The 23591-nt window shown below is 65.6% G+C and carries 22 protein-coding genes and 1 riboswitch; of the genes, 16 read left to right on the top strand and 6 right to left on the bottom strand.

The features are described from left to right. The first annotated feature begins 44 nt into the window (after window positions 1–44). The 3 genes from CGS25_RS02370 (at window position 45) to CGS25_RS02380 (ending at window position 3448) form a co-directional block, all read left to right on the top strand. Window positions 45–1112 carry an NAD(P)H-dependent flavin oxidoreductase gene (locus tag CGS25_RS02370; protein ID WP_101674455.1) on the top strand — a complete coding sequence of 356 codons (1068 nt, stop codon included), beginning with the start codon at window positions 45–47 and terminating at the stop codon, window positions 1110–1112. Window positions 1113–1236: 124 nt separating this feature from the next. Next, on the top strand, window positions 1237–2607 hold the full coding sequence (locus CGS25_RS02375) for a glycerophosphodiester phosphodiesterase family protein (RefSeq protein WP_101674456.1): 1371 nt from the start codon (window positions 1237–1239) through the stop codon (window positions 2605–2607). Between the two features lie 64 nt (window positions 2608–2671). Next, window positions 2672–2841, top strand: a riboswitch (FMN riboswitch). 109 nt (window positions 2842–2950) lie between these two features. Next, a complete protein-coding gene (locus CGS25_RS02380) occupies window positions 2951–3448 on the top strand; it encodes a 6,7-dimethyl-8-ribityllumazine synthase (protein ID WP_101674457.1) in 498 nt (165 codons plus the stop codon). Window positions 3449–3602: 154 nt separating this feature from the next. Here the strand turns inward: CGS25_RS02380 and CGS25_RS02385 are convergent, their stop codons facing one another. Continuing rightward, window positions 3603–5243 (bottom strand): Na+/H+ antiporter, encoded by a 1641-nt coding sequence (locus CGS25_RS02385; protein ID WP_101674458.1) that lies wholly within the window; start codon window positions 5241–5243, stop codon window positions 3603–3605. Window positions 5244–5425: 182 nt separating this feature from the next. On the opposite strand from CGS25_RS02385, the gene CGS25_RS02390 reads away from it, so the two are divergent. From CGS25_RS02390 to CGS25_RS02400, 3 genes are read left to right on the top strand one after another with little or no spacing between them, the layout of a single operon-like run. After that, complete coding sequence (locus CGS25_RS02390; protein WP_101674459.1) at window positions 5426–6088, top strand: DUF2238 domain-containing protein; 663 nt, start codon at window positions 5426–5428, stop codon at window positions 6086–6088. 2 nt (window positions 6089–6090) lie between these two features. Then, on the top strand, window positions 6091–6588 hold the full coding sequence (locus CGS25_RS02395) for a DUF6438 domain-containing protein (protein WP_157933775.1): 498 nt from the start codon (window positions 6091–6093) through the stop codon (window positions 6586–6588). A 43-nt stretch (window positions 6589–6631) separates the two neighbouring features. Beyond that, window positions 6632–7324: an SDR family oxidoreductase gene (locus CGS25_RS02400; RefSeq protein ID WP_101674461.1), complete on the top strand. Its 693-nt coding sequence runs from the start codon at window positions 6632–6634 to the stop codon at window positions 7322–7324. A gap of 8 nt (window positions 7325–7332) precedes the next feature. Here CGS25_RS02400 and CGS25_RS02405 read toward each other — a convergent pair whose 3' ends face one another. Together CGS25_RS02405 and CGS25_RS02410 are read right to left on the bottom strand one after the other, a co-directional pair. After that, entirely contained in the window at window positions 7333–8901 is a 1569-nt protein-coding gene (locus tag CGS25_RS02405) for an MFS transporter (RefSeq protein WP_101674462.1), read from the bottom strand. 339 nt (window positions 8902–9240) lie between these two features. Further along, the gene (locus CGS25_RS02410; RefSeq protein ID WP_101674463.1) at window positions 9241–9612 is read right to left on the bottom strand and encodes a DUF427 domain-containing protein; all 372 of its coding nucleotides are present in this window, start codon (window positions 9610–9612) and stop codon (window positions 9241–9243) included. A gap of 109 nt (window positions 9613–9721) precedes the next feature. On the opposite strand from CGS25_RS02410, the gene CGS25_RS02415 reads away from it, so the two are divergent. Further along, complete coding sequence (locus CGS25_RS02415; RefSeq protein ID WP_232802209.1) at window positions 9722–10570, top strand: AraC family transcriptional regulator; 849 nt, start codon at window positions 9722–9724, stop codon at window positions 10568–10570. A 49-nt stretch (window positions 10571–10619) separates the two neighbouring features. After that, window positions 10620–11207 carry a LysE family translocator gene (locus tag CGS25_RS02420; protein WP_089031429.1) on the top strand — a complete coding sequence of 196 codons (588 nt, stop codon included), beginning with the start codon at window positions 10620–10622 and terminating at the stop codon, window positions 11205–11207. Window positions 11208–11214: 7 nt separating this feature from the next. Here the strand turns inward: CGS25_RS02420 and CGS25_RS02425 are convergent, their stop codons facing one another. After that, entirely contained in the window at window positions 11215–11922 is a 708-nt protein-coding gene (locus CGS25_RS02425; protein WP_101674464.1) for an SDR family oxidoreductase, read from the bottom strand. Window positions 11923–12003: 81 nt separating this feature from the next. Further along, window positions 12004–12582 (bottom strand): TetR/AcrR family transcriptional regulator, encoded by a 579-nt coding sequence (locus tag CGS25_RS02430; RefSeq protein ID WP_101674465.1) that lies wholly within the window; start codon window positions 12580–12582, stop codon window positions 12004–12006. Between the two features lie 235 nt (window positions 12583–12817). Here CGS25_RS02430 and CGS25_RS02435 point away from each other — a divergent pair, with 235 nt between their 5' ends. From CGS25_RS02435 to CGS25_RS02445, 3 genes are read left to right on the top strand one after another with little or no spacing between them, the layout of a single operon-like run. Next, entirely contained in the window at window positions 12818–13744 is a 927-nt protein-coding gene (locus CGS25_RS02435; protein ID WP_101674466.1) for an aldo/keto reductase, read from the top strand. Continuing rightward, the gene (locus CGS25_RS02440) at window positions 13745–15058 is read left to right on the top strand and encodes an NTP/NDP exchange transporter (RefSeq protein ID WP_198588670.1); all 1314 of its coding nucleotides are present in this window, start codon (window positions 13745–13747) and stop codon (window positions 15056–15058) included. It abuts the gene before it with no gap. A 34-nt stretch (window positions 15059–15092) separates the two neighbouring features. After that, window positions 15093–15353, top strand: coding sequence for a TonB-dependent receptor domain-containing protein (locus tag CGS25_RS02445; protein ID WP_198588671.1), 261 nt, complete (start codon window positions 15093–15095; stop codon window positions 15351–15353). Between the two features lie 9 nt (window positions 15354–15362). On the opposite strand, the gene CGS25_RS02450 is transcribed toward CGS25_RS02445, so the two are convergent. Further along, window positions 15363–16127: an SDR family NAD(P)-dependent oxidoreductase gene (locus CGS25_RS02450; protein ID WP_101674468.1), complete on the bottom strand. Its 765-nt coding sequence runs from the start codon at window positions 16125–16127 to the stop codon at window positions 15363–15365. A gap of 216 nt (window positions 16128–16343) precedes the next feature. Between CGS25_RS02450 and CGS25_RS02455 the strand changes: the two genes are divergently transcribed. The 5 genes from CGS25_RS02455 to CGS25_RS02475 all read left to right on the top strand — a co-directional run bounded on the left by CGS25_RS02455 (window position 16344) and on the right by CGS25_RS02475 (window position 23236). After that, window positions 16344–17324: an aldo/keto reductase gene (locus CGS25_RS02455; protein ID WP_089031435.1), complete on the top strand. Its 981-nt coding sequence runs from the start codon at window positions 16344–16346 to the stop codon at window positions 17322–17324. A gap of 227 nt (window positions 17325–17551) precedes the next feature. Then, window positions 17552–18775, top strand: a complete 1224-nt coding sequence (locus CGS25_RS02460; RefSeq protein ID WP_101674470.1) for a CaiB/BaiF CoA transferase family protein — start codon at window positions 17552–17554, stop codon at window positions 18773–18775. Window positions 18776–18867: 92 nt separating this feature from the next. Further along, the gene (locus CGS25_RS02465) at window positions 18868–19194 is read left to right on the top strand and encodes a thioredoxin family protein (protein ID WP_101674471.1); all 327 of its coding nucleotides are present in this window, start codon (window positions 18868–18870) and stop codon (window positions 19192–19194) included. Window positions 19195–19283: 89 nt separating this feature from the next. Further along, window positions 19284–20957 (top strand): VRR-NUC domain-containing protein, encoded by a 1674-nt coding sequence (locus CGS25_RS02470; RefSeq protein WP_101674473.1) that lies wholly within the window; start codon window positions 19284–19286, stop codon window positions 20955–20957. Next, window positions 20945–23236: an ATP-dependent DNA helicase gene (locus tag CGS25_RS02475; protein ID WP_232802210.1), complete on the top strand. Its 2292-nt coding sequence runs from the start codon at window positions 20945–20947 to the stop codon at window positions 23234–23236. The genes CGS25_RS02470 and CGS25_RS02475 overlap by 13 nt, the downstream gene beginning before the upstream one ends. Window positions 23237–23591: the final 355 nt, after the last annotated feature.

The raw sequence follows: 23591 nt of genomic DNA on the forward strand, positions 1-23591 counted from the left end.
CGCTAGTCTGGCGGGCCCGGACCAAACCAGAGGTAGTGTGCTCCATGGCCGCATCCCTGACCTTCCTGCTAGGAATTCGTTATCCGATCATCCAGGCGCCGATGGTCGGCGTGTCCACGCCGGAGCTGGCGGCGGCGGTGTCCAATGCCGGCGGTCTCGGCTCGATCGGCATTGGCGCCTGCGACGTACCGGCTGCCCGCCGCATGATCGAGGAGACCCGGGCACTCACCGGACAGCCCTTCAATGTGAATCTGTTCTGCCACCGGCCGGCGGTGGCGGATGCGGCCCGGGAGGCGGCCTGGTTACAGCATCTGCGCCCGCTGTTCGAAGAGTTCGGTGCCACGCCGCCGGCCGCGTTGGCGGAAATTTACACCAGTTTCGTGGTCGACGAGGCGATGCTGGCCTTGCTGCTGGAGCTGCGCCCGGCGGTGGCCAGCTTCCACTTCGGGCTGCCGCCGACGCCCTGGATCGCGGCCCTGCGCGAAGCCGGGGTGGTGACCCTGGCCTGCGCCACCACGCCCGCCGAGGCGGCGCGCATCGAGGACGCCGGCGTTGACGCCATCGTCGCCCAGGGCGCCGAGGCCGGCGGCCATCGCGGGGTGTTCGAGCCCGAGCACGGCGACGCCTGCATCGGCACCCTGGCGCTGGTGCGGCTGATTGCCGGCGGCACCCGGCGGCCGGTGATCGCCGCCGGCGGCATCATGGACGGCGCCGGCATCGCCGCCGCGATGGCGTTGGGAGCGGCCGGCGCGCAGTTGGGCACGGCCTTTGTGTTGAGTCCGGAATCCGCCGCCAATCAAGCCTACCGGGACGCCCTGAGCGGCCCGCGCGCGCAGCACACCGCCATTACCTCGGCGATTTCCGGTCGCCCGGCGCGCGGCCTGATCAACCGTATGCACAGCGAAGTCGGCGTGCCTGGCGCGCCGCGGGCCCCGGATTACCCGATTGCCTACGACGCCGGCAAGGCGCTCAACGCCGCCGCCAGTGCCGCCGGCAGCGATCAGTTCGCGGCCCAGTGGGCCGGGCAGGGCGCAGCGCTGGCCCGGGCTCTGCCCGCCGCCGAATTGATCGACGTGCTGGTGCGCGAATGGCAGCAGGCCGGGGTTCCGTGACCGGCTTCACAAATGGCGAACCGCCGCCCGGTGGGTCGCATTTCTGACATACCAGACTGCCAGAGTCGGGCGTTCCAGGGCTTCGGCCCCAATACCAAAACACCTCTGGAACGGACCCTTCAAAATGCCTCTTTCCTTGTCCTTACGGCGCTGCCTGGCCGGCGCGTTGCTGATCTCCTGTGGCCAGACCCTGGCGGCGTCGGCGGAGCTGACCGCCCGTGCTTTTCGTTATCATGGCCCCGGTGCGCCGGTGTTGGTGGTGGCCCACCGCGCCGATTGGCGGGCGGCGCCGGAAAACTCCCTGGCCGCGATCCGCTCCGCCATCGATAAACGCATTCCCATGGTCGAGATTGATGTGCGCATGAGCGCCGATGGCGAGATGGTGCTGATGCACGACGGCTCGGTGGATCGCACCACCAATGGCCACGGGGCGGTGTCGGCGATGACCCTGGCGCAGATCAAGGCGCTGCGTCTGAAACAGGGCCTCGGCGGTGATCAGGCGCCATTGACCGACGAGACCGTGCCAACGCTGGCGGAGGTGATGGCCCTGAGCAAGGGCCGCATCATGCTGCAGATCGATAAAGCCTGGGCGCTTCGAGAGCCGATCTACCAACTGCTGACGGCGGCCAACATGGTCAACCAGGTGGTGTTCAAGAGCGACGCCGACCCGGCTCAGGCCCAGGCGTTCATGCGCCGCGACCCGCGCATTCTTTACATGCACATCGTCAACGATGACAACGCCGGGGATTTTTATGCCTTCGGCGATCCCATGCCACAGGCGTTCGAAATCAACTACGACCGCCTCACCGATGAGCAGATCCAGCCTGCCTACATCGATGATGTGCGACGCAATGCGCGCATTTTCGCCAATACCATGTGGGAAGGGTTGTCCGCGGGCTACACTGATGAAGCCTCGCTGCGCGACCCGGCATTGGGCTGGAAAACGGTGATCGAACGTCACCACGCCAGTGTGATTCAGACCGACAACCCGGTGGCGCTGATGGACTATCTCACACCGGCCTGGCCCCACCGCTGGCTCAATAACGCGGACGTGGTGATTCAGGCGGAGGATTACGTCACCGACGGCAAGGACGAGGGTTACCACGACCAGGACGACGAAAACCGTGGCGGCGACGTGTACCGCCCTTATGAGGGCGTTGATGTCTGCAACCAGGAAGGGGCCATCAATCTGTGCTGGATTCGGGCTGGCGAGTGGGCCGTCTACCGCTTCCAGGTGCCGCGCAGCGGCTATTATCACGTTGAGGCGCGGGTCTCATCGCCCTACAACCCCGCTGGCCGGTTCACCCTGGAATTCGATGACGACGGCGCTCCGCTGGACGTCGCGGTGGCGACCACCACGTCGCACGATGCCTTTGAGTCGCAGCCGGCGGGCGGCCGTTACTTCGGGCGCGGCGAGCACCAATTGCGCTTTCATGTGAGCGAGGGTGAGTACCAGAATTTCAACGTGGACTATTTCAAACTGACCCGACGCTAGCCCGGCCCACGCTTTCCTCCATCGCCGCTTGTGCGTACTATAGCGCCCGGCCGCTGAAGGCGGCCTCTGTTCTCAGGGCGGGGTGCAAGTCCCCACCGGCGGTGATGGCGCAAGCCTAAGCCCGCGAGCGCCCGATGCTTCCTTCCGGTTTCGCCGGGGGCGGGAAGGTCGGGGTCAGCAGATTCGGTGTGAATCCGAAGCCGACGGTAACAGTCCGGATGAAAGAGAACGGCGCCATGGAGGATTGTCAGTGGTGCGCGCCGGCGTGGGTCGGTGGGTCGCTGTGCTCTCTGGTTCCGCATGCCCTGATTCTGGTGTTAACCGATCTCCGTTGAGGACGACCATGAATCAGACCTTCCCGTTATCGCTTTCCGAATCCACCCGCGCCCAGCGCATCGCTTTTATTCAGGGCCATTGGCATGGCGACATCGTTGGCCGTGCCCGCGAGGCGTTTTTCGCCGAGCTGGCCGGGCAGGGCATCAGTGAGTATCAGGTGGACGTGTTTACCGTTTCCGGTGCCTACGAAATTCCCCTGCAGGCCCAGGTGCTGGCCGCGAGCGGCCGCTACGGCGCCATCGTGTGCGCGGGGCTGGTGGTGGACGGCGGGCTCTACCGCCATGAATTCGTCGCCCAGGCGGTGATCGAGGGCATGATGCGCGTGCAACTGGACAGCGGCGTGCCGGTGATCTCGGCGGTGCTGACGCCGCATCACTTCCATGAGCACGAAACCCACCAGGCGTTCTTCAGCGAGCACTTCGTGAGCAAGGGCCGGGAAGCCGCCCAGGCCTGCCTGCAAACCCTGGAGAACCACCACCGTTTGCGAACGTTGAGCGAGCGCTGAACAGCGCACCCCGGTGCCTCACCAGTGCTCCTGCTGCTCCTCGAAGGCCGCGCCGCCCACACGGTGCAGAAACCAGACACAAAAAGGCGAAGCCCCGCCAATCACTGAAAACTGAAAACTGAAAACTGAAAACTGAAAACCGGAAACCGGAAACCTACAACAACCGCGCTTCCTGCAGATCCACCCGACGAACCAGCTCCCGGGCCAGCTCGTCGGAGATGCGCCGCCGGCGCGCCAGCTTAAAGAACTCGTCGCGGGAGGCGGCCAGGGCGGCCAGCCGCATTTGCCGCTCGATGTGCCGCTGGCGCTGCACGCGTTCGGCGTCCACGTCCTGGGCGATGCCACCGGTGGCCAGTTGTTGCAGCCCTTCCATGACCCGGCCGGCGACGTCGGTATAAAGCTGTGGGTCGTCGTTGGGGTTCCGCCGAGTCAATTCATGCAGGCTGGCCTCCACCGCCTTCACCGCCGCCTGGCGGGCGGCTTCGTTGGCGAGATCTTCCTGACGGTGGTGTTCGGTTTCCGGTGGCAGCTCCAGGCCTTTGAGCATTCTTGGCAGCCCGACGCTGGCGGCGATCAGGGAAATGATGATCACCATGGCGGCCAGAAAAATGGCCAGGTCGCGCCCCGGCAGCGGGCTGCCGTCGTTGAGCACCAGCGGCAGGGTAAGCACGCCGGCCAGGGTGATGGCGCCGCGCACCCCGGCCAGGGAAATCGCGCCGATCATGCGCAGGCTGGTTTCCGGCACCGGCTCGCCGCGGCGTCGCGCCAGCCATTGGCTCACGCGCAGCGACAACCACACCCAGGTAAAGCGCAGCACCGCCAGGGCGACGTTGATTGCCAGGGCGTAGACCACCAGCCACCAGGGGTTGAGGTGGCCGGCCTCCTGGACCACGCGCACCGCGCCGTCGAGGATGTCCGGCAATTGTTCGCCGAGCAGTACGAAGATGATGCCGTTCAAGGTGAACTGCACGGTGTTCCACACCGCGCTGCGCTGCATGCGCGTGGAGGCCAGGGCGCGGCCGGAAAGCTCCGCGTAACTCATGGTGATGCCCGCCGCCACCGCCGCCAGAATGCCGGAGGCGCCGAGATGCTCGGCGAGCGCGTAGGCGCCAAAAGGGATCAGCAGGCTAAGCAGGATCTGCGAACCGGGTTCCTCGCCAAAGCGCTGGCTGAACAACCCCTTGGCGAAGGTGATCGACCAGGTCAGCCCGGCGCCCAGGGCAATGCCGCCCAGCGCCACCCACAGAAACGACAGCGTCGCCGAGGTCACCGAGAACACGCCGGTGACCGCCGCCGCCACCGCGAAACGGAACGCCACCAGACCGCTGGCGTCGTTGAGCAGGGATTCGCCCTCCAGGATGTGCATGATGCGTTTGGGCACCGGCACCCGTTGGGTAATCGCCGACACCGCCACCGGGTCGGTGGGCGAGACGATGGCGGCCAGGGCGAACGCCACCGGCAACGGCAGGGTCGGGATCATCCAGTGGATCATGAAACCCAGCCCCACCACCGTGACGATCACCAGGCCCAGAGCCAATTCCAGAATGGTGACGCGGTCGCGCAGCAGGCCCTCCTTGGGGATGCGCCAGCCATCCAGGAACAACAGCGGCGGCAAGAACAAGAAGAAGAAAAATTCCGGTTCCAGTTCCACGCCACGGTCGAACACCCCGGCGATCACCGCGCCCAGAGCGATCTGCACCAGCGGCAACGGTAATGGAACCGGCAGCGCCCGGCTGATCATGCCGCTGACCATTACCGCGATCAGCATTGCCAGTGAAACGGTTATCGCGTCCAATGCTTGGGCTCCTTGCTGGGCATGGAAAGGTGGCGATGACGGCGCCATTGCAACCGCCGATTCTACGGCGCCGGGAGCGTGCGACGGTAGGCATGGGCAAAAAAAGATCGGTCTCCGGAGGTCGGCGCGCACGCCGCGTGGGCATCGGTGAACGGCAAACGATGGGCGAGGGAAGCGTGCCGATGTGGAAAAAATATTATCTGGCGGGGCTGGGCCTGCTGTTACTGATCGAATTCGCGGTGCTGGCGATCCACCCCAGCGACCGGTCCGATTGGTTGCTGGAAAACACTTTGCTGGTTGTCTTCGTGATCGCGCTGGCGCTCTCGTATCGTCGCCTGCCGCTGTCGGCTTTGTCCTATACGCTGATCTTCGTGTTTCTGTTCCTGCATGAAATCGGCGCTCATTACACCTACGCCAAGGTGCCCTACGAAGCGTTTTTCCAGGATACCCTGGGGGTCAGCGTCAATGGCCTGATGGGCTGGCAGCGCAACCAGTTCGATCGGCTACTGCACTTTGGTTATGGTCTGCTGTTCGCCTGGCCGTTGCGAGAATCCCTGTGTCGCATGGCGGGCCTCTCCGGCGGCTGGGGGCACTTCTTCGCCCTGGCCCTGGTGATGGCCACCTCGATGCTGTACGAACTGATCGAGTGGCTGGCCGCCGAGATGTTCGGCGACGGTCTGGGCATGGCGTTTCTCGGAACCCAGGGTGACGTCTGGGACGCCCACAAAGACATGGCGCTGGCCACGGTCGGCGCGCTCATCGCGATTGCCCTGGCGTTGCTGCCCTTACTATGGCGGCGCGCGGCCCACCCGCCCACCGCACACTCATTACCTCAGGAGAAATGATCGTGATCGCTTTCCCGTCCAAACCCGTCCGGCTGATGCTGATCCTGCCGTTGCTGCTCAGCGCCTGCGCGATCTGGCCGGGCAATAAGGCCCCGGCCGAGCCCACGGCGATTCGCTACCAGGCCGGGGCCTGTTTTGGCACTTGCCCGCAGTTCGAGTACCGCATCGACGCCGACGGCAATGCCACCTTCAATGGCCAGCGCTTTACTAAGATCACCGGCGAACATCCGGCGCCCGGTGACCGGGCCACCTTTAAGCGCTTGCGCGGCCTCCTCGCTTCCGCCCGCCCGGCCGATGGCGACCGGGTGATCGGACCGAACGATTGCCAGCGTTTCGCCACCGACCACCCCGGCATTACGGTGGTCTGGGAAGAGCCCGCCGGCGAGCGCCGCCTGACCTACAACACCGGTTGCCATGACGCGCGCTATCAGGCGCTGCGTGACACCCTCGACGAGGCCCGCCAGGCCCTGCCGGTGGAAGCGTTGACCGGACGCCCCTGAGCGGCGCGTTTTTCCGCCGCTGCGAATCCAACAAGGAGCAGCGATGACAACCTTGAAACAGAAAACCGTGCTGGTGGTGGGTGGCGGCAGCGGCCTGGGCCTGGCGGTGGCGAGGCTGGCACGCGATCAGGGCGCCCGCGTGATCGTCGCCTCGCGGCGCGCCGCCGAGCGTCTGGACGCGGCGCCCGGCGGCGGTGATCTGCACGCCCTGGCCTTTGATATCGGCGCCGGGCAGAGCGCGGTGCAAGCGTTGTTGGACGCCGTCGGTGAGATCGACCACCTGGTGGTGGCGGTGCGCCCGGCGATCACCGCGGCGCCGCTCGCGCAGGTCGATGAGGCCGAAGCCCGGGGCGCCTTCGAGATCAAGTTCTGGGGCCAGTACCGTCTGGCCCGCGCGGCCAGCGAGCGCCTGCGCCAGGGCGGCAGCATCGTGCTCACCAGCGGCATCGCCGGCGAACGCATTTACCCGGGCATGTCCACCATGGCGCTGATCAACGGCGCCACCGAGACCCTGTGCCGGATGCTGGCGGTGGAGCTGGCGCCGCTGCGCGTGAACGCGGTGAGTCCCGGTTTCCTGGCGCCCAAGCCCGCCGAGATGGAGGCCGCCGCGCAACGTTTTCCGCTGCCCCGGCTGGGCGCCGTCGAAGACGTGGCCGAGGTCTATCTGCATCTGATGCGCAGCGGCTACGCCACCGGCACGGTGAGCGTGGTGGACGGCGGCGCGCGCCTGCTCTGAGCGCTAGTCTAGCCGCCGCCATCCTGACCATTGTTGCCGGTGACGGTGACGTGCTGGTCCGGGCGAACCGCCGGATCGCGCAGCAGCACGGCGGTGAGCAGCGCGGTCACCGCCACGATCACCGCGCCGATGGCGGCGTTGGTGTGCAGGGCCAGGGTGAACCCCTGGCGCGCGGCGGCCATCACCTGCTCACCTTGCGAGGCACTCAATTGCGCCAGCGCGCCGAGCGCCCCCCCGAGGGTGTCGCCGGCGGCCAGCAGGGCCGGCGCGGGCAGGTCCTTGGGCAGCGCCTGGAGCATATGGTGGCGATAGATCGCCGCGCCGATGCTGCCGATCACCGCGATGCCCAGGGCCATGCCCAATTCACTGGCGGTTTCCGAGGTGGCGGCGGCGGCGCCGGCTTTTTCCTGGGGCGCCGCGCTCACCACCAGATCGGTGCCCAGCGCCATCATCGGCATCACGCCCATGCCCATGACCGTCATGCCCACCACCAGCAGGGCCAGATCGCCGATGCCGTCCACCGCCATGATGGCGGCGAAACCGAACACGGCGAGCAGCAGGCCGCCACTGATCAGCACCGAGCGGCGCAGGCGCCGCGCCAGGGCGGGAATCAGCAACGAGGCCACGGTTTGCACCAGCGCCGGCGGCAGCATCGCCAGCCCGGCTTTCCAGGGTGACAGGCCCAGCACCCCTTGCAGATACTGGAAGATCATCAGCCAGGCGCCGGACAGGGCCAGGATGGTCAGCATCATGGCGCCCACCGAAGTGCTGAAGGCACGATTGGCGAACAGGCCCAGATCGAACATGGGATGCTCAAGGCGACGTTGCCGGCGCACGAACAGCGCGCCGGTGCCCAGGCCGAACAGCACCGACAACAGCGCCATGGCGTGGGGGCCGTTACGGGCGGTTTCCTTAAGGCCATAGATCACCGCCAGCACCATGACAATGGAAAGCAGGGCGCTGCTCAAATCGATGCCGCCGGCGGCGCTGTCGTCCCGCGATTCCGGCAACAGAAACGGCGCGCTGACCAGCAGCAGCACCATCACCGGCACGCCAATCAGAAACACCGACCCCCACCAGAAGAACTCCAGCAAGGCCCCGCCCACCATCGGGCCGAGGGCGCTGCCGACAATAAAACCGGTGATCCAGATGGTGATCGCTCGGGTGCGTTCATGGTCCACCTGGAACATGCTCCGCAGCAGCGACAGGGTTGAGGGCATCAGGGTGGCGCCGGCCACGCCGAGCAGGGCGCGGGCGGCGATCAACTGCGTGGCGCTGCTGGCGAAGGCGGCCAGCACCGAGGCGGCGGCAAAGGCGACCGCCCCGGCCAGCAGCAGTTTGCGGCGGCCGATACGATCACCCAGCGTGCCCATGGTGACCAGAAAGCCGGCGATCATGAAACCATAGATGTCCAGTATCCACAGCAGCTCGGAGCTGGTCGGTTTAAGGTCCGCGCTCAAATGCGGCGCCGCCAGATGCAGCACGGTCATGTCCAGCGCCAGCAACAAAGTGGGCAGCATCAGCACCGCCAGACCGAGCCATTCACGGCCGGTGGCGGGGCGGGCAGGGGCAGTCATGGTGTCTCCTGGTCCAATGCGGCCAAACGCCGCGTACAAAATCACTCAAACCCGATTCTTCGACAGGCGCTTCTGGTCGTTCCAGCCCGGCCGGCTTCGACACCGCCGGCGTGGTTGGCGTTCTCAGGTGGGCGTTTTTTTCAGGCTGATCATGGATAGAGGTCGCTGGCAGGGCGTGCTCTACAAAAAACCCACCCTCTACAACGCCGCTGCCACAAACGTCCCTGCCAATCCGGAACGCGCCCTTCTACAGCGCCGCTGTGGGAGCGATCCTTGATCGCGAACCGGCGCAGCCGGACGGCGTCGCAGTTACCGGCAGGCGTGTGTCCGGACCGTGGCTCACGGCTCGATACGAATCGATTCCACCCGCTCCGCATAAAACGCCAGATAATCGCGGATCGCCTCTACCCCGGGCAACGGTTGTTCGTAGGTCCACACCGCGTTGTTCGCCTCGCCCTCGGCGGTGGCGATGCTGTAGTAATTGGCGTCGCCTTTGAACGGGCAGTGGCTGGTGTGGGTGGTGCGGGTCAGCCGGCTCATGTCGACGTCGTCGCGGGGCAGATACTGCACCGGCGGCAGGTTGCCCTCGCGCAAGGTCAGCGCGCGCTGGGAGTCGGCAATCACCTGGCTGGCCACGGTGACGATAACGCGGCCCGGGGTGGGCGCCAGGGTGATGCGATGGGCCTCGGGCGTGGTCGGTGGCTGGGTCATGGTGGTTCTCTCTGCTCTCTGCATGCCTGCATGGCGGGCCGGGCCGCACAAAGCTTCCAGAACGACGCGGGCGATGGCGTTATGATAGGAGCCTGGCCGGCAGAATCCCATGGGTCCGATGATGAGCGCCAACAACTGGCTCCACCTGCGCAAAGACAACGACAGCGGCATCGAAACCATTCGCGCCCATTTCGAAGGCCACGCCTACGATCCGCACTGGCACGACAGCTATCTGGTCGGGCTCACCGAACAGGGCGTGCAGCGTTTTCACCGTGGCCGTATCCGTCATGACAGCACGCCGGGGCAGGTGATGCTGCTGGAACCCGGCGATATCCACGACGGCGATGCGCCGGCGCAGGGCGGCTTCACCTACCGGATGCTGTATCTCGACCCCCACTGGCTGGACCGTGAACTGCGCCAGGTGTTCGCCCACGTGCCCGAGCACTATCGAGTGGCGTTCGCCGCCACCGTGGCCAATGACGCGGGCCTGGCCGGCGCCATCGATCATGCCTTTGAAATGTTGCACACCGACGAGCTGCGCATCGTGCGCCAGAGCGCGCTGGATCAGTTGTTCGACCAGCTCACCCGGCACATCTACTGGCGCCAGCGCGAAGGCGCGGCCGATGCCATGCCGAAGGTGGCGCGATGGGCGCGGGAATACCTGCACGAGCACCTGGACCAGGACATCGGCATGGACGACCTGGCCCGCCTCGGCGGCACCGATCGCTTCCGGCTGACGCGCGCGTTCAAACACGCCTATGGATTGCCGCCGCACGCCTATCTGGTGCAGTTGCGGTTAACCCGGGCGCGCCGCCTGCTGGCGGCGGGAATGAGCCCGGCCCTGGTGGCCGCGTCACTGGGGTTCGCCGATCAGAGCCACCTGGGGCGCTGGTTCCGGCGCGCCTACGGGCTGACGCCGGCCCGCTACCGAAAACACAGCTCAAACCTTCCAGACTGACGCCGCCGAAACGCTCATCCTGATCCCTCTGACGATCAGGAGTGTGCCCGTGGACACCGTTTTACCCTTTGCCGTGTTCGCCTTTGTCGCGTCCATTACCCCCGGGCCCACCAACGTGCTGGTGCTGGCCAATGCGTCCCGGCACGGTCTGCGCGCCACCGTGCCGATGATGCTGGGGGCCTGCGCCGCCGCCGCCGGGGTGGTGCTGCTGGTGGGCAGCGGTTTCGCCGCGCCGCTGGCGGCCCATCCCTCCGTGCAAAGGGGCATTGGCCTGGTCGGCCTGGTCTGGCTCTCGGTGCTCGCCTGGCAATTGCTGCGCAGCGACCCCTCGCTGGACGCCGGGCACGACGGCGCCCGGCTGGGTTTCCTGGGAGCCGCCGGGCTGCAATTGGTGAACCCGAAAGTATGGATGATGGCGCTGGCGGTGATCGGCGTGTTCGCCAGCGGCGGCCAGGCGACGCGAGTGGCGGGCCTGTCGCTGCTGTTTTTCTTCATCGCGCTGCCCTGCATGGGCACCTGGGCCTGGTTCGGGCTGCGTGCCGCGCGTTGGATTCACTCGCCGCGCAAACTGCGCCGATTCAACCAGGCGATGGCGCTGCTGCTGCTGGTGTCCGCCTGGCTGACCGTGCTGGTGTGAGTGGCGGTCAGCCGGCCGGCGGGCGCAGGTAGACGCCCGGTTGTGCTGACAAGCTGTCTTTCACCTGGCGGGAAAGGGCGTCGGCGAGCACTTCATCCTCGCCGGCCTCCAGCGCCGCCAGAATCTGGGCCGCCACGTCCTCGGGGCGGGTTTTGGGCACATCAATGCCGTCGGTCATGTCGGTGTCCATATAGCCCACGTGCACGGCCACCACCTGGGTGTTCTGGCTTTCCAGCTCGCCGCGCAGGCCGTTGGTGAGCGCCCAGGCGGCCGCCTTGGACGCGCCATAGGTGGCCTGGCCCGGAACATTCAGCCAACTCAGTACCGACAGCACATTGACGATCGCGCCGCCGCCGCCCACCGCCAGGGCCGGCGCGAAGGCGCGACTGGTCGCCAGTGGCCCGAAAAAGTTGGTGTCCATTTCCTGGCGGGCGCGGTCTTCGGCCTGCTCGCCGAGAAACCCGCTGCCCAAGGCAATGCCCGCATTGTTCACCAACAGGGTGACGTCCGGGCATTGGCCGGCGGCGGCCCGCACGCTGGCCGCATCGGTCACGTCCAGTTGCACCGGGATCGCGCCGGGCAGATTGACGCTGGCCGGATCGCGGGCGGCGGCATAGACCTTGGCGGCACCGGCCTGCAGCAGAGCCTCGGCGATGGCCCGGCCAAGGCCACGATTGGCGCCGGTGACCAGCGCCACACAGTTTTCAATGTTCATGATCTGCTCCTGATTAATTTTAATATGACCGGTCGTCTTAAAGTTAGGCACAACAACACTCAAAGAGCCGAAGCGCCGCCCTCACACCAGAATTCGGGTTTCCATTATCCGCAGGAACGCGGTCAACGGTTTGTCACTGCGTTCCACCTTGGCGCGCATCAGAGCGCCCTGCCAGGCGTTGATCAGGAAGGCTGCGAGCTGCTCCGGGGGTTGATCGTCGCCAATCGTGCCGTCTTCTTGCGCTTCGGCGATGGTTTTGGCCAGGGCGCCGGTCCAGCTGTTCAGTGCCCCCGCCACTCGCTGGCGGATCAGATCACTCTGCACGGAAAGCTCGTTGCCAAAGTTGCCGAGCAGGCAGCCGCATTGAAAGTCGTCTTCACGGGTCAGGGCCAGCAGCGATTCAAAATAGGCCCGCAACCGCCGCAACGGCGCTTCGCCGGGGTCGCGCAGGGCAATCAGGCGCTCCCGGTTCTGGCGGCTGTACACCTGCACGATCTCCGCGCCGAGGGCCTCTTTGCTCTTGAAATGGTTATAGAACGAGCCTTTCGGCACCGCCGCGCTGTCGGTGATGTCCTGGATGCTGGTGGCATTAAAGCCCCGGTCGTGCAGGGTTCGCAGACCGGCGGCGAGCAGTTTGTGGCGTACATTGGGCTTGGGCATGGGTTTAATATGACCGGTCGTCTTAATTCTCGTCAAGGCTTTTGGAAGGCGGGGCACGATGACAGCGCCGATCTGTTCACGGAGATTTAATCGCTACTCTGGTTGTCTCGATACAGGCTGCCCGGCATAAGAGGGGCAGGGATACCGCCCACGCCGGGCGGTGATCGGTGGGCCGGGCCGACCGGGCCGACCGGGCCGGCGCGGGCAAGCGCGAGGCAAGCACAAGGAGAGAGCCATGTTTTCACGTCGCGGATTTCTAGGAACCTCATTATGGGCCGGAGCCGGGCTTGCGCTCGGTCCGATGGCGGCATCGGCGCGCGCGGCGGACGCCGCCACAGCCGCGCTGCGTACCCGCGAGGTGCCCGCCAGTGGCGAGGCGCTGCCGGTGATCGGTGCCGGCACCTCCGGCAGTTTCGAGACCCGCATCGGCTCCAGCGAGTATCAGCGCCTCAAGCAGGTGATGAAGATTTTCTTCGACGCCGGCGCCACGGTGTTTGACACCTCGCCCAACTACGGCGGCGCCGACGCCGTGCTGGGGGCGCTGCTGGAAGAGGGCGGCTGGCGTGAACGCTGCTTTCTGGCCACCAAGATCGCCGCCGACAGCCGCGCCGAGGGCGAAGCCCAATGGGCCCGCTCTTTGAAATCTCTGCGCACCGATCATGTCGAGCTGCTCCAGGTGCACAACCTGCGTGATTGGAAAACCCAGTTGCCACTGGCCCGCGAACTCAAGGAGCAGGGCAAGACCCGCTATGTGGGCGTCACCCATTACTTGCAAAGCGGGCTCGACGAAATGGCCGACATTCTGCGCAGCGAGCCGCTGGATTTTATTCAGATCAACTATTCGGTGAACGCCCCGGAAGCGGCGAAAACGGTGCTGCCGCTGGCCCGCGACAAAGGCGTGGCGGTGCTTATTAATCGCGCCTACGACGACGGCCGGCTGTTCCGGGCGGTGAAGGGCAAGCCACTGCCCGGCTGGGCCGGCGAGGCGGGCATTGGCTCCTGGGCGCAACTGTTTCTGAAGTTCGCTCTTAGCCATCCCGCCACCACGGCGGTGATTCCCGCCTCCAGCAAGCCCGAACATCAGATCGATAACCTCAAGGCCGGCCGGGGCCCGTTGCTCAGTGACGCTCAGCAACGGCAATTGGCGGGAATGGACTGGTAAGTGGCGCTCTCGCGCTCGGGCCGCGCGCTGGGCCTGCTGGCACGGCTGCTTAATCTGCACCAGGACGAAGCGCCGCCGGTGGCCGTCGGGCTGCTGATGTTTTTTCTGCTGTTCACTGGCTATTTCATGCTGCGCCCGGTGCGCGAGACGATGGGCGTGGCCGGTGGCGTTGATAACCTGCAGTGGCTGTTTACCGGCACTTTCGTGGCCACCCTGGCGGTGTTGCCGCTGTTCGGCTGGCTCGCCTCGCGGGTGGCGCGGAGGCGCATTCTGCCGGCGGCGTTCGGCTTTTTCGTGCTCAACCTGTTGCTGTTCGCGCTGATGTTCGCCGGCGACAACGCCAACCCCTGGCTGGCGCGCACGTTTTATATCTGGTTGTCGGTGTTCAATCTGCTGGCCATTTCCCTGGCCTGGAGCGTGCTGGCGGATCTGTTCAGCAGCGCCCAGGCCAAACGCCTGTTCGGGGTGATGGCCGGCGGTGCCAGCCTGGGCGGTTTGGCCGGCCCGGCGTTGGGCACTTTGCTGGTGGTGCCGGCCGGGCACGCCGGCCTGCTGTGCCTGGCGGCGCTGATGCTCGCCGGCAGCGCCTCCGCCGGATTGTGGTTGTACGCCTGGCGTGACCGCCACCCGCTGCCGGCCAGTGCCGCCCCGGCTCAACAGGATCAACGCCGGGCGCTGGGTGGCAATCCGTTTGATGGCGCCCTGGAAGTGGTCCGCAGCCCTTATCTGATGGGCATTGCCCTGTTCGTGGTGTTGTTGGCCAGCGTCAGCACTTTTCTCTATTTCGAACAGGCCCGTCTGGTGGCGGAAACCTTCCCCGATCGGGAGCGGCAAACCCAGGTGTTCGGCACCATCGATTTCGTGGTGCAGGCGCTGGCGATTCTTACTCAGTTGTTTTTCACCGGTCGCCTGGCCCAACGGCTGGGGATCGGCGCTTTGCTGGTGGCGGTGCCGGTGGTGATCGCCGCCGGTTTTGTGTGGCTGGCGCTGGCGCCGGTGTTTTCAGTGTTCGTGGTCATCATGGTGGCGCGCCGGGCCGGGGAATACGCGCTGGTGCGTCCGGGCCGGGAAATGCTTTACACGGTGGTGCCGCCGGCGGAGAAATTCAAAGCGAAGAACTTTATCGACACCGTCGTGTACCGGGGTGGCGATGCGCTCAGCGGCTGGCTGAAACGGGGTCTGGATCTGCTCAGCGAGATGCCCGCCACGGCGATGCTGATCGGCGCCGGCATCGCCGTGGCCTGGGCCGGTACCGGTGTCATGCTGGGGCGCGCCCAGCGACGCCGCGAGCCGCCCGCCGACGCACCGCCCTGAACGCCGCCACGGACGGCGTTGCCGGTTCCCGCAGGTGGGCCAGGGGCTCACCCTGGGCGCCGGGGTGCGCTGGCAGAGCGAGATCCACAGCGACAACCAGGGCCCCAACGGGGCGCGCTTCACCCAGGGCGGGTACGCGGTGGTGGACGCCATGGCCCGTTACGCGCTGACCCGGCAGTTGGCCGCCACCCTGAACCTCTACAACCTCACCGACAAGGAATACTACGCCACCACCGGCAACGCCTATTACGGCGAGCCACTCAGTGTACGCCTGGGCGTGGAGGCGCGCTTTTGAGCGTGTCGGTTACAGGAACATGCCGCCGGAGGCTTCGATGCGCTGGGCGTTGATCCAGCCGTTCTCCGGCGCCAGCAGCGAGGCGATCACGCCGCCGATGTCGTCCGGCAGGCCGACCCGTCCCAGCGCCGTCTGGGAGGCAATAAAAGCGTTCATGTCCTGGTTGTCACGCACCGCGCCGCCGCCGAAATCGGTTTCGATGGCGCCCGGGGCGATCACGTTCACGGCGATACCGCGCGGGCCAAGTTCCTTGGCCAGGTAGCGGGTCAACACCTCGATGCCGCCCTTCATGGTGGCGTAGGCGGCGAAGCCGGGCAGGGCGAAGCGCGCCAGCCCGGTGGATACATTGAGAATGCGGCCGCCGTCGGCGATCAGCGGCAACAGGGCCTGGGTAAGAAAGAACGGCCCTTTAAGCTGAATGTTCATCAATTCGTCGAACTGCTGCTCGCTGGTGTCGGCGAACGACGCATGAATGCCAATGCCGGCATTATTGACCAGATAATCGAAGCGGGCCCGTTGCCAGGTGTCTTGAAGCGCGCCGCGCACCTGGTCGGCGAAGGCCGGGAACGAGCCGCTATCGCTGACATCCAGTTGCAGGGCCACGGCCTTGCGGCCCTTGCTTTCGATGTCGGCCACCACCTGGCGGGCGTCGTCGCGATTGCCCCGGTAGGTAACAATCACATCGGTGCCGGCGTCGGCCAGTTTCAGCGCGGCGTTGCGGCCCAGGCCACGGCTGCCGCCGGTGATCAGGGCGATGGGGGTGTGCTCGCTCATGCGGTGTGCTCCGGACAGGTGGGAAAAACGTTCCAGATACTTTATTGAATCGTTCAGGGCCAATAAACAGCCTGCTTCCGGTTTGTCCGTTCAGAAAACACCAACAATCAATCCGCCTTACTCTGGCTCCGGTTTGGGTTTATGGTAATCGCCGGCCGCCTTCTCACGCCGTATGGCTCAGAGGTGGGCGCGCCTCCGACGCCAGAGGGAGACATCATGGAGTACACCAGACTGGGCCGCACCGGCCTGCAGGTATCTCGGCTGTGCCTGGGTTGCATGACCTACGGCCAGCCGGACCGGGGCACTCACCCCTGGACCCTGGACGAGACCGCCAGCCGACCGCTGATCCGCCAGGCGGTGGAGGCCGGCATCAATTTCTTTGACACCGCCAACGCCTATTCCGATGGCACCTCCGAGGAGATCGTCGGCCGCGCGCTCAAGGATTTCGCCCGCCGCGACGAGATCGTGCTGGCCACCAAGGTGTTTATGCCCATGCGTAAGGGCGCCAACGGTGGCGGCTTGTCGCGCAAGGCGATTCTGCAGGAAATCGACAACAGCCTGCGCCGGCTGGGCACCGATTACGTGGACCTGTATCAGATTCACCGCTGGGATTATCACACCCCCATCGAGGAAACCCTGGAAGCCCTGCACGATGTGGTGAAAGCCGGCAAGGCGCGCTATATCGGCGCCTCCTCGATGCACGCCTGGCAGTTCGCCAAGGCGATTTACACGGCGCGCAGCCACGGCTGGAGCGAATTCGTCAGCATGCAGAATCATCTTAATCTGCTGTACCGCGAGGAAGAGCGCGACATGCTGCCGTTGTGCCGCGATCAGGGCATCGCCGTGATCCCCTGGAGCCCGCTGGCGCGTGGCCGGCTGGCGCGGGAACCGGAGCAAAGCAGCGAGCGGCAGAGCAGCGATGAATTCGGCAAGACTCTGTACACCGGCATGGAAGACGCCGACCGTCAGATTCTCGACGCGGTGGGCGAGATCGCCGAGGCACGGGGTGTGCCGCGCGCCCAGGTGGCGTTGGCCTGGGTGATGCATCAATCGCCGGTGGCGGCGCCGATCGTCGGCGCCAGCAAGGCCGGCCAATTGGACGACGCGGTGGCGGCGGTGGGGCTGACGCTGTCCGCCGAGGAGATCGAAAAACTGCAAAGCCCCTACGTGCCGCACCGGGTGGTGGGGTTTAAATAGGTCGACGGCACCTTTGTTTCCGTGGCCCTTACTTCCGTGGTTTCTACGCCGCCCGTGGCCACCCACCACGCCGTATAGGAGCAGGCCCAGCCAGCGACAGACGCCTAAAGGGCGTCAACGTCGTTGAGTCATGGTCCCTCATCGGCCGATTCTTTCGAATCGACGATAAAGCTTAAGTTAAGTTCGCGCGGCCCGCCGCACGCATCAATACGCAGTTTGGAGAAAACATGTCTGGAGCCCTCTCTCATATCCGCGTGCTGGATCTCTCACGCGTGCTGGCCGGCCCCTGGGCCGGCCAGATTCTTGGCGACCTGGGCGCCGAGGTGATCAAGATCGAGCGCCCGGGAGCGGGCGATGACACGCGCTCCTGGGGCCCTCCGTTCATGACCGGCGACAACGGCGAGCCGACCTCGGAATCCGCCTATTTTCTGGGCGCCAACCGCAACAAGAAATCGGTCACCATCGACATCACCCAGGCCGAGGGCCAGCGCCTGGTCAAGGAACTGGCCGCCGCCTGCGACGTGGTGTTGGAGAATTTCAAAGTCGGCGGGCTCAAGCGCTACGGGCTGGATTACGCCAGCCTCAAGGCGGTGAACCCGCGTCTGGTGTATTGCTCGATCACCGGCTTCGGCCAGGACGGCCCCTACGCGCAACGCCCCGGCTATGATTTTCTGATCCAGGGCATGGGCGGGCTGATGAGCATCACCGGCCACGGTAACGACGAGCCCGGCGGCGGGCCGATCAAAGTGGGGGTGGCGCTCACCGACATCACCACCGGCCTGTACGCCACCATCGCGGTGCTCTCGGCGCTGGCGCACCGGGGCGAATCCGGCGTTGGCCAATACATCGACATGGCGCTGCTGGATGTCCAGGTGGCCTGCCTGGCCAATCAGGCGATGAATTTTCTCACCAGTGGCGTGGCGCCCGGGCGCATGGGCAACGCCCACCCCAACATCGTGCCGTACCAGGATTTCCCCACCGCTGACGGCGACATCATTCTGACCATCGGCAACGATGGCCAGTTCGCCCGCTTCTGTGAGATCGCCGGCCATCCGGAGTGGGCCAGCGACGAACGCTTCGCCACCAACGCCGCCCGCGTGGCCCACCGCGATGTCCTGATCCCGCTGCTGCGGCAGACCACGGTAATGCGCACCACCGACGACTGGCTGCAACGCCTGGCCGCCGGCAACGTGCCCGGCGGGCCGGTCAACGACATCGCCCGCGTGTTCCAGGACCCGCAGGTGCAAGCGCGCAACATGCGCATCGACATGGCTCACCCGCTCAAGGCAAGTCTGCCGCTGGTCGGCAGCCCGTTCCGGCTGTCCGCCACGCCGGTCAGCTATCGGCGCCCGCCACCATTGCTGGGCGAGCACACCGAGCAGGTGCTCGGACAGACTCTGGGGCTGGACCCGGCGGCGCTGCAACGCTTGAGAGAGAGCAAAATAATCTGACAGCGAAGCATCAACCGCCGGCGGTACGCCCTGACGTCCGCGGCGCTGGCCGCTACACTGAACGCTCACGGACGAGCAGCAGGAGAGTCACCATGGCTTTCACCGCCGATTTTGAAAACGTGGAACCACAACGCGCCGCCATCGATGCCCTCGACGGCCCCGCCGTGCTGGAATTCGGCACCGGCTGGTGTGGGCACTGTCGGGCCGCGCAACCGCTGATCGCCGCCGCCTTCCAGGACTACCCCCAGGTCCGCCATCTGAAAGTGGAAGACGGCAAGGGCCGGCCCCTGGGCCGTTCATTTCGCGTCAAACTCTGGCCGACGCTGATTTTCCTGCGCAATGGCGAGGAGGTGGCCCGCCTGGTGCGTCCGCGCGACGAGACCGTGATCCGTGAAGCCCTGGCGGCCCTGACCCGCTGATATTCGTGTGGCGTTCCGTTTGCGCGGTGAGCAGGGCGAAGAATGCGTACCGCTTGGTGCTCGGCACTGTCCATTGGTAAGCTACCCGGATGAACAGTGCCGCCGCCACCACCACCCTTGACGATCCTTTCTACTACCTGCGCAACTTCGAAACGGTGCTGGGGTGGGTGGTGACTCGCCACCAGGATCTGCTCACCACCGACGAGCGCGACCGCGTGCGCGCGTTCACGACCCTGCCGCAAGCGCCGCGAGCCTTGCTGGTCCGTATGATCATGCGCAAAGGCGAGCACTTCAGAGCCAATAAACTGCGTTATACGGAGATCGGCCCGGCGGAGCCGGCGCTGGCGACGTTGCTCGACAACGGATGGCTCGCCCTCGCCACCGAGCTGGATGTGGACCAACTGTTTCGCCTCTACACCCGTGCCGAACTGGCGGCGGCACTGGTGGACGAATTCAACGCCGCCGACACGAGCGCCGGCCTCACCCGCAACGGCCGCAAAAGCGATTGGCTCCGAGCGCTCAGGGAACGCCACCCGACACCCCGCGCATTGTCCGCTTGGGACCCGGCGAACCGGCTCGAACCGTTGTTCCGCGTTACCGTGATGCCGCTGTGCGAACGCCTGCGGTTGATGTTTTTCGGCAATCTGCATCAGGACTGGAGTGAATTCGTGCTCACCGAGCTCGGCACCTTCCGCTATGAACGCGTAGCGCTGGACTCGCAAAGCCGGCCGTTCCAGCGACGCGAAGAGATCGACGCCTGGCTGGCGTTGCACGCGTGGCGGCAACGTTTTGACGCCGGTGAGCCACTTGATGCAATACACGCGGAACTGCCTGACGGCGACACCGGCAATCCCTGGGTCGAACCGTTGCGGCACCGGCTGCGCTATAAACTGGCGCGGCAATGGGAGCGCCAGGGCGAGCTGGCGCGGGCCGATGCCCTCTATGCCCGGTGTCATCACCGGGAGGCGCGTGGCCGCCGTTTGCGGGTGCTGGAGCGGCGCGGCGACTGGCACGCGGCGCTGACGCTGGCGGCTCAGGCGCAGGCGGCGCCGGAGAGCGAAGCGGAGCGTCAGCAGTTGGCCCGTGTGTTGCCTCGCCTGCACCGCAAACTGGGCCTGCCGGCGCCACCGCGCGGCGAGACCCCGGCGACCGGCGAATTAACGCTGACCCTGCCCACCTGCGGTTTCGTGGAAGACGCGGTGGCCAACCACCTGGCCACGCCGGATGCGCCGGTCTTCTATGTGGAGAATACCCTGCTCACCGGCCTGTTCGGCCTGCTGTGCTGGGAGGCCCTGTTCGCGCCGCTGCCGGGTGCTTTTTTTCACCCTTTTCAAAGCGGCCCGGCGGATCTTTATGACGCGGATTTCCAGGCCCGCCGCGGGGCGCTGTTTGAGCGCGCGTTCGAGACCCTGGCCAACGGTGAGCATCGCCCATTGATTGTGCGGACCTTCAATGAGAAACACGGCATTCAGTCGCCGTTTGTACACTGGGGCACGCTCTCCGAGGCGCTGCTGACCCGCGCGCTGGATTGCATTCCCGCCGCCCATTTGCGGCTCTGCTTCGGGCGCCTGTTGCGGGATATCAAAGCCAACCGCGCCGGCCTGCCGGATCTGATCCAGCTTTTTCCCGAACGCGGTGACTACCGGATGATCGAAGTGAAAGGTCCGGGCGATCGCCTGCAAGACAACCAGCGGCGCTGGCTGGCGTTTTTCGCCGCGCATTCAATCCCCGCCCTGGTGTGCAAAGTGCAATGGGCACCATGAGTTACACGGTGGCGGTGCGCGCGCTGTGCGAGTTTACCGCCAAGGCGGGCGATCTGGATTTGCGCTTCACGCCATCGCCCACCGCCCAGGAGGGCATCGCCGGCCACGCCACCGTGGCCGGCCGACGCGGCACCGGCTATCAACGGGAGGTGGTGCTGGCCGGCGAGTACAAACACTTGAAGGTGCGTGGCCGCGCGGACGGTTACGACCCGGCCAAAAACCGCCTGGAAGAAGTGAAAACTTTTCGCGGTGACCTGGCCCGTCTGCCGGACAACCACCGCGCCTTGCACTGGGCCCAGGTGAAAATCTACGGCGCGCTGTTGTGTCGCGAACGTGAACTGGAACAGGTAGAGCTGGCGCTGGTGTATTTCGACATCGTCAAGCAGAAAGAAACGGTGTTGAAGGAAAGCCACGAAGCCGCGCAATTGTTTGAATTTTTTGCTCACCACTGCGAAATTTTTCTGCAATGGGCGGACCGTGAGCTGGCCCACCGGGATGAGCGCGACCGGACCCTCTCTGGCCTGACCTTCCCCCACCAGGACTTCCGGCCCGGCCAGCGGGTGCTGGCGGAATCAGTGTTTCAAAGCGCCAGCACCGGCCGGCCTTTGCTGGCCCAGGCGCCCACCGGCATCGGCAAGACCGTGGGCACTCTGTTCCCGTTATTGAAAGCGGCGCCGGCAAAAAAACTGGATAAAATCTTTTTTCTCAGTGCCAAAACGCCGGGCCGAAAGCTCGCCCTGGACGCGGTGCGCACTCTGATGGAAAAGCAACCGGATACGCCGCTGCGCACCCTGGAGCTGATCGCCCGCGAGAAAAGCTGCGAGCACCCGGACAAAGCCTGTCACGGCGAATCCTGCCCGCTGGCGCAAGGCTTCTACGACCGCCTGCCCGCCGCCCGCGCCGCCGCCGCCAACCACGCCATGCTGGATCGCCAACGGCTGCGCGAGCTGGCCCTTGAGCACAACGTTTGCCCGTATTACCTGAGCCAGGAAATGGCGCGCTGGAGCGATCTGGTGGTGGGCGACTACAACTATTATTTCGATCTTTCCGCCCTGTTGTATGGGTTAACCACCGAAAACCAGTGGCGGGTGGCGGTGCTGGCGGACGAAGCCCATAACCTGGTGGACCGGGCCCGGGGCATGTATTCCGCCGAGCTCGATCAGCTCACCTTCCGCGCTCTGAAGCGGCAGGCGCCGGCCCCGCTGAAGAGCGCCTTCGAGCGCCTGAATCGGCAATGGAACGCGCTCAACAAGGAAACCGACGCCGCCGCCGGGCCAGACGCCGCCTACCGCGTGCACGACCAGCCGCCCGCCGCCTTTCTGCTGGCGCTGCAAAACGCCATCGCCGCGATCACCGACCATCTGGCCGAGCAGCCGGCGGTGCTCAACAGCGATCTCAACCGGTTCTACTTCGACGCGCTGCACTTTAACCGCATCGCCGAACTGTTCGACGACGACGCCTTTATTGTCGACAGCGTGCCGCTCACTCCCGCCCGGGGGCGGCCCGGCTCACGGCTGTGTCTGCGCAATGTGGTGCCGGCGGCGCCGCTGGCGGCGCGTTTTGACAGCGCCCACAGCACCACGCTGTTTTCCGCCACGCTCAGCCCGCCCGGCTACTACGCCGACCTGCTTGGCCTGCCCGACAACACCGCCTGGGTGGACGTGCCGTCGCCGTTCCGCGCCGAGCAACTGGAGGTGCGCATTCAACAGCGTATCTCCACCCGCTATCGCGACCGCCAAGCGTCCCTGGCGCCGATCACCGCCCTGATCGCCGACCAGTTCCAGCAACGCCCGGGCAACTACCTCGCCTTCTTCAGCAGCTACGATTATTTGGAAAGAGCGCTGGCGATGCTGCGCGATCAGCACCCGCATTTGCCGGTGTGGGCGCAGCAACGGCGCATGGACGAAGCCGCCCGCCAGGACTTTCTGGATCGTTTTCAAGAAAGCGGGCAGGGCATCGGTTTCGCCGTGCTGGGCGGCGCGTTTTCGGAAGGCATCGATCTGCCCGGCCAGCGTCTGATCGGCGCTTTTGTCGCCACCCTGGGCCTGCCCCAGATCAATCCGGTCAACGAACAATTCAAACAACGCCTGGGCGCCCTGTTCGGCGACGGCTACGACTACACCTATCTCTACCCGGGCCTGCGCAAGGTGGTCCAAGCCGCCGGCCGGGTGATCCGCACCGGCGACGACCAGGGCGTGGTGCACCTGATCGACGACCGCTTCGCTCGCCCCCAGGTGCGCGCGCTGTTGCCGGCCTGGTGGCGCCTGGGCGGCGGCTGAGGTCCAGCGATCCCTGCCTCCATGTACCCCGCGGGTTGATCTGGTTCACGCTTTTGTTCATTCGCTACAAAAATGAGCGTTTTTCTTACAAGCATGTAAGAAATTGCTTGCATGGCGATCGCTGCTCCGTTGCTACCCTTCTCGCAACTAAAAATGCCGCCCGTCCACTGGGGGACCGGGTGGCGGATAGAAACTGGGGGAAGGCATGGAAACGCCGTTGGCCGGCCATGGATGCCGGGTTCGTCTTGTTGTCTGTTTTTGTTTTCTTTTTATTCTGCCTCTGAGCGCTCAGGGGGGCTTCGCGGAGGGCCGCCAATGGCTGCTAGGCCAACTCCAGCAGGATGGTTCGCTGAAC

The organism is Alloalcanivorax mobilis, from assembly GCF_002864685.1.
Lineage (GTDB): Bacteria > Pseudomonadota > Gammaproteobacteria > Pseudomonadales > Alcanivoracaceae > Alloalcanivorax > Alloalcanivorax mobilis.

Excerpts from the sequence above, each read along its gene's own strand:
- CGS25_RS02370 (WP_101674455.1), top strand. The coding sequence starts at position 45 with ATGGCCGCATCCCTGACCTTCCTGCTAGGAATTCGTTATCCGATCATC.
- CGS25_RS02375 (WP_101674456.1), top strand. The coding sequence starts at position 1,237 with ATGCCTCTTTCCTTGTCCTTACGGCGCTGCCTGGCCGGCGCGTTGCTG.
- CGS25_RS02380 (WP_101674457.1), top strand. The coding sequence starts at position 2,951 with ATGAATCAGACCTTCCCGTTATCGCTTTCCGAATCCACCCGCGCCCAG.
- CGS25_RS02390 (WP_101674459.1), top strand. The coding sequence starts at position 5,426 with ATGTGGAAAAAATATTATCTGGCGGGGCTGGGCCTGCTGTTACTGATC.
- CGS25_RS02400 (WP_101674461.1), top strand. The coding sequence starts at position 6,632 with ATGACAACCTTGAAACAGAAAACCGTGCTGGTGGTGGGTGGCGGCAGC.
- CGS25_RS02405 (WP_101674462.1), bottom strand. The coding sequence starts at position 8,901 with ATGACTGCCCCTGCCCGCCCCGCCACCGGCCGTGAATGGCTCGGTCTG.
- CGS25_RS02410 (WP_101674463.1), bottom strand. The coding sequence starts at position 9,612 with ATGACCCAGCCACCGACCACGCCCGAGGCCCATCGCATCACCCTGGCG.
- CGS25_RS02415 (WP_232802209.1), top strand. The coding sequence starts at position 9,722 with ATGGGTCCGATGATGAGCGCCAACAACTGGCTCCACCTGCGCAAAGAC.
- CGS25_RS02425 (WP_101674464.1), bottom strand. The coding sequence starts at position 11,922 with ATGAACATTGAAAACTGTGTGGCGCTGGTCACCGGCGCCAATCGTGGC.
- CGS25_RS02430 (WP_101674465.1), bottom strand. The coding sequence starts at position 12,582 with ATGCCCAAGCCCAATGTACGCCACAAACTGCTCGCCGCCGGTCTGCGA.
- CGS25_RS02435 (WP_101674466.1), top strand. The coding sequence starts at position 12,818 with ATGTTTTCACGTCGCGGATTTCTAGGAACCTCATTATGGGCCGGAGCC.
- CGS25_RS02450 (WP_101674468.1), bottom strand. The coding sequence starts at position 16,127 with ATGAGCGAGCACACCCCCATCGCCCTGATCACCGGCGGCAGCCGTGGC.
- CGS25_RS02455 (WP_089031435.1), top strand. The coding sequence starts at position 16,344 with ATGGAGTACACCAGACTGGGCCGCACCGGCCTGCAGGTATCTCGGCTG.
- CGS25_RS02460 (WP_101674470.1), top strand. The coding sequence starts at position 17,552 with ATGTCTGGAGCCCTCTCTCATATCCGCGTGCTGGATCTCTCACGCGTG.
- CGS25_RS02465 (WP_101674471.1), top strand. The coding sequence starts at position 18,868 with ATGGCTTTCACCGCCGATTTTGAAAACGTGGAACCACAACGCGCCGCC.
- CGS25_RS02470 (WP_101674473.1), top strand. The coding sequence starts at position 19,284 with ATGAACAGTGCCGCCGCCACCACCACCCTTGACGATCCTTTCTACTAC.
- CGS25_RS02475 (WP_232802210.1), top strand. The coding sequence starts at position 20,945 with ATGGGCACCATGAGTTACACGGTGGCGGTGCGCGCGCTGTGCGAGTTT.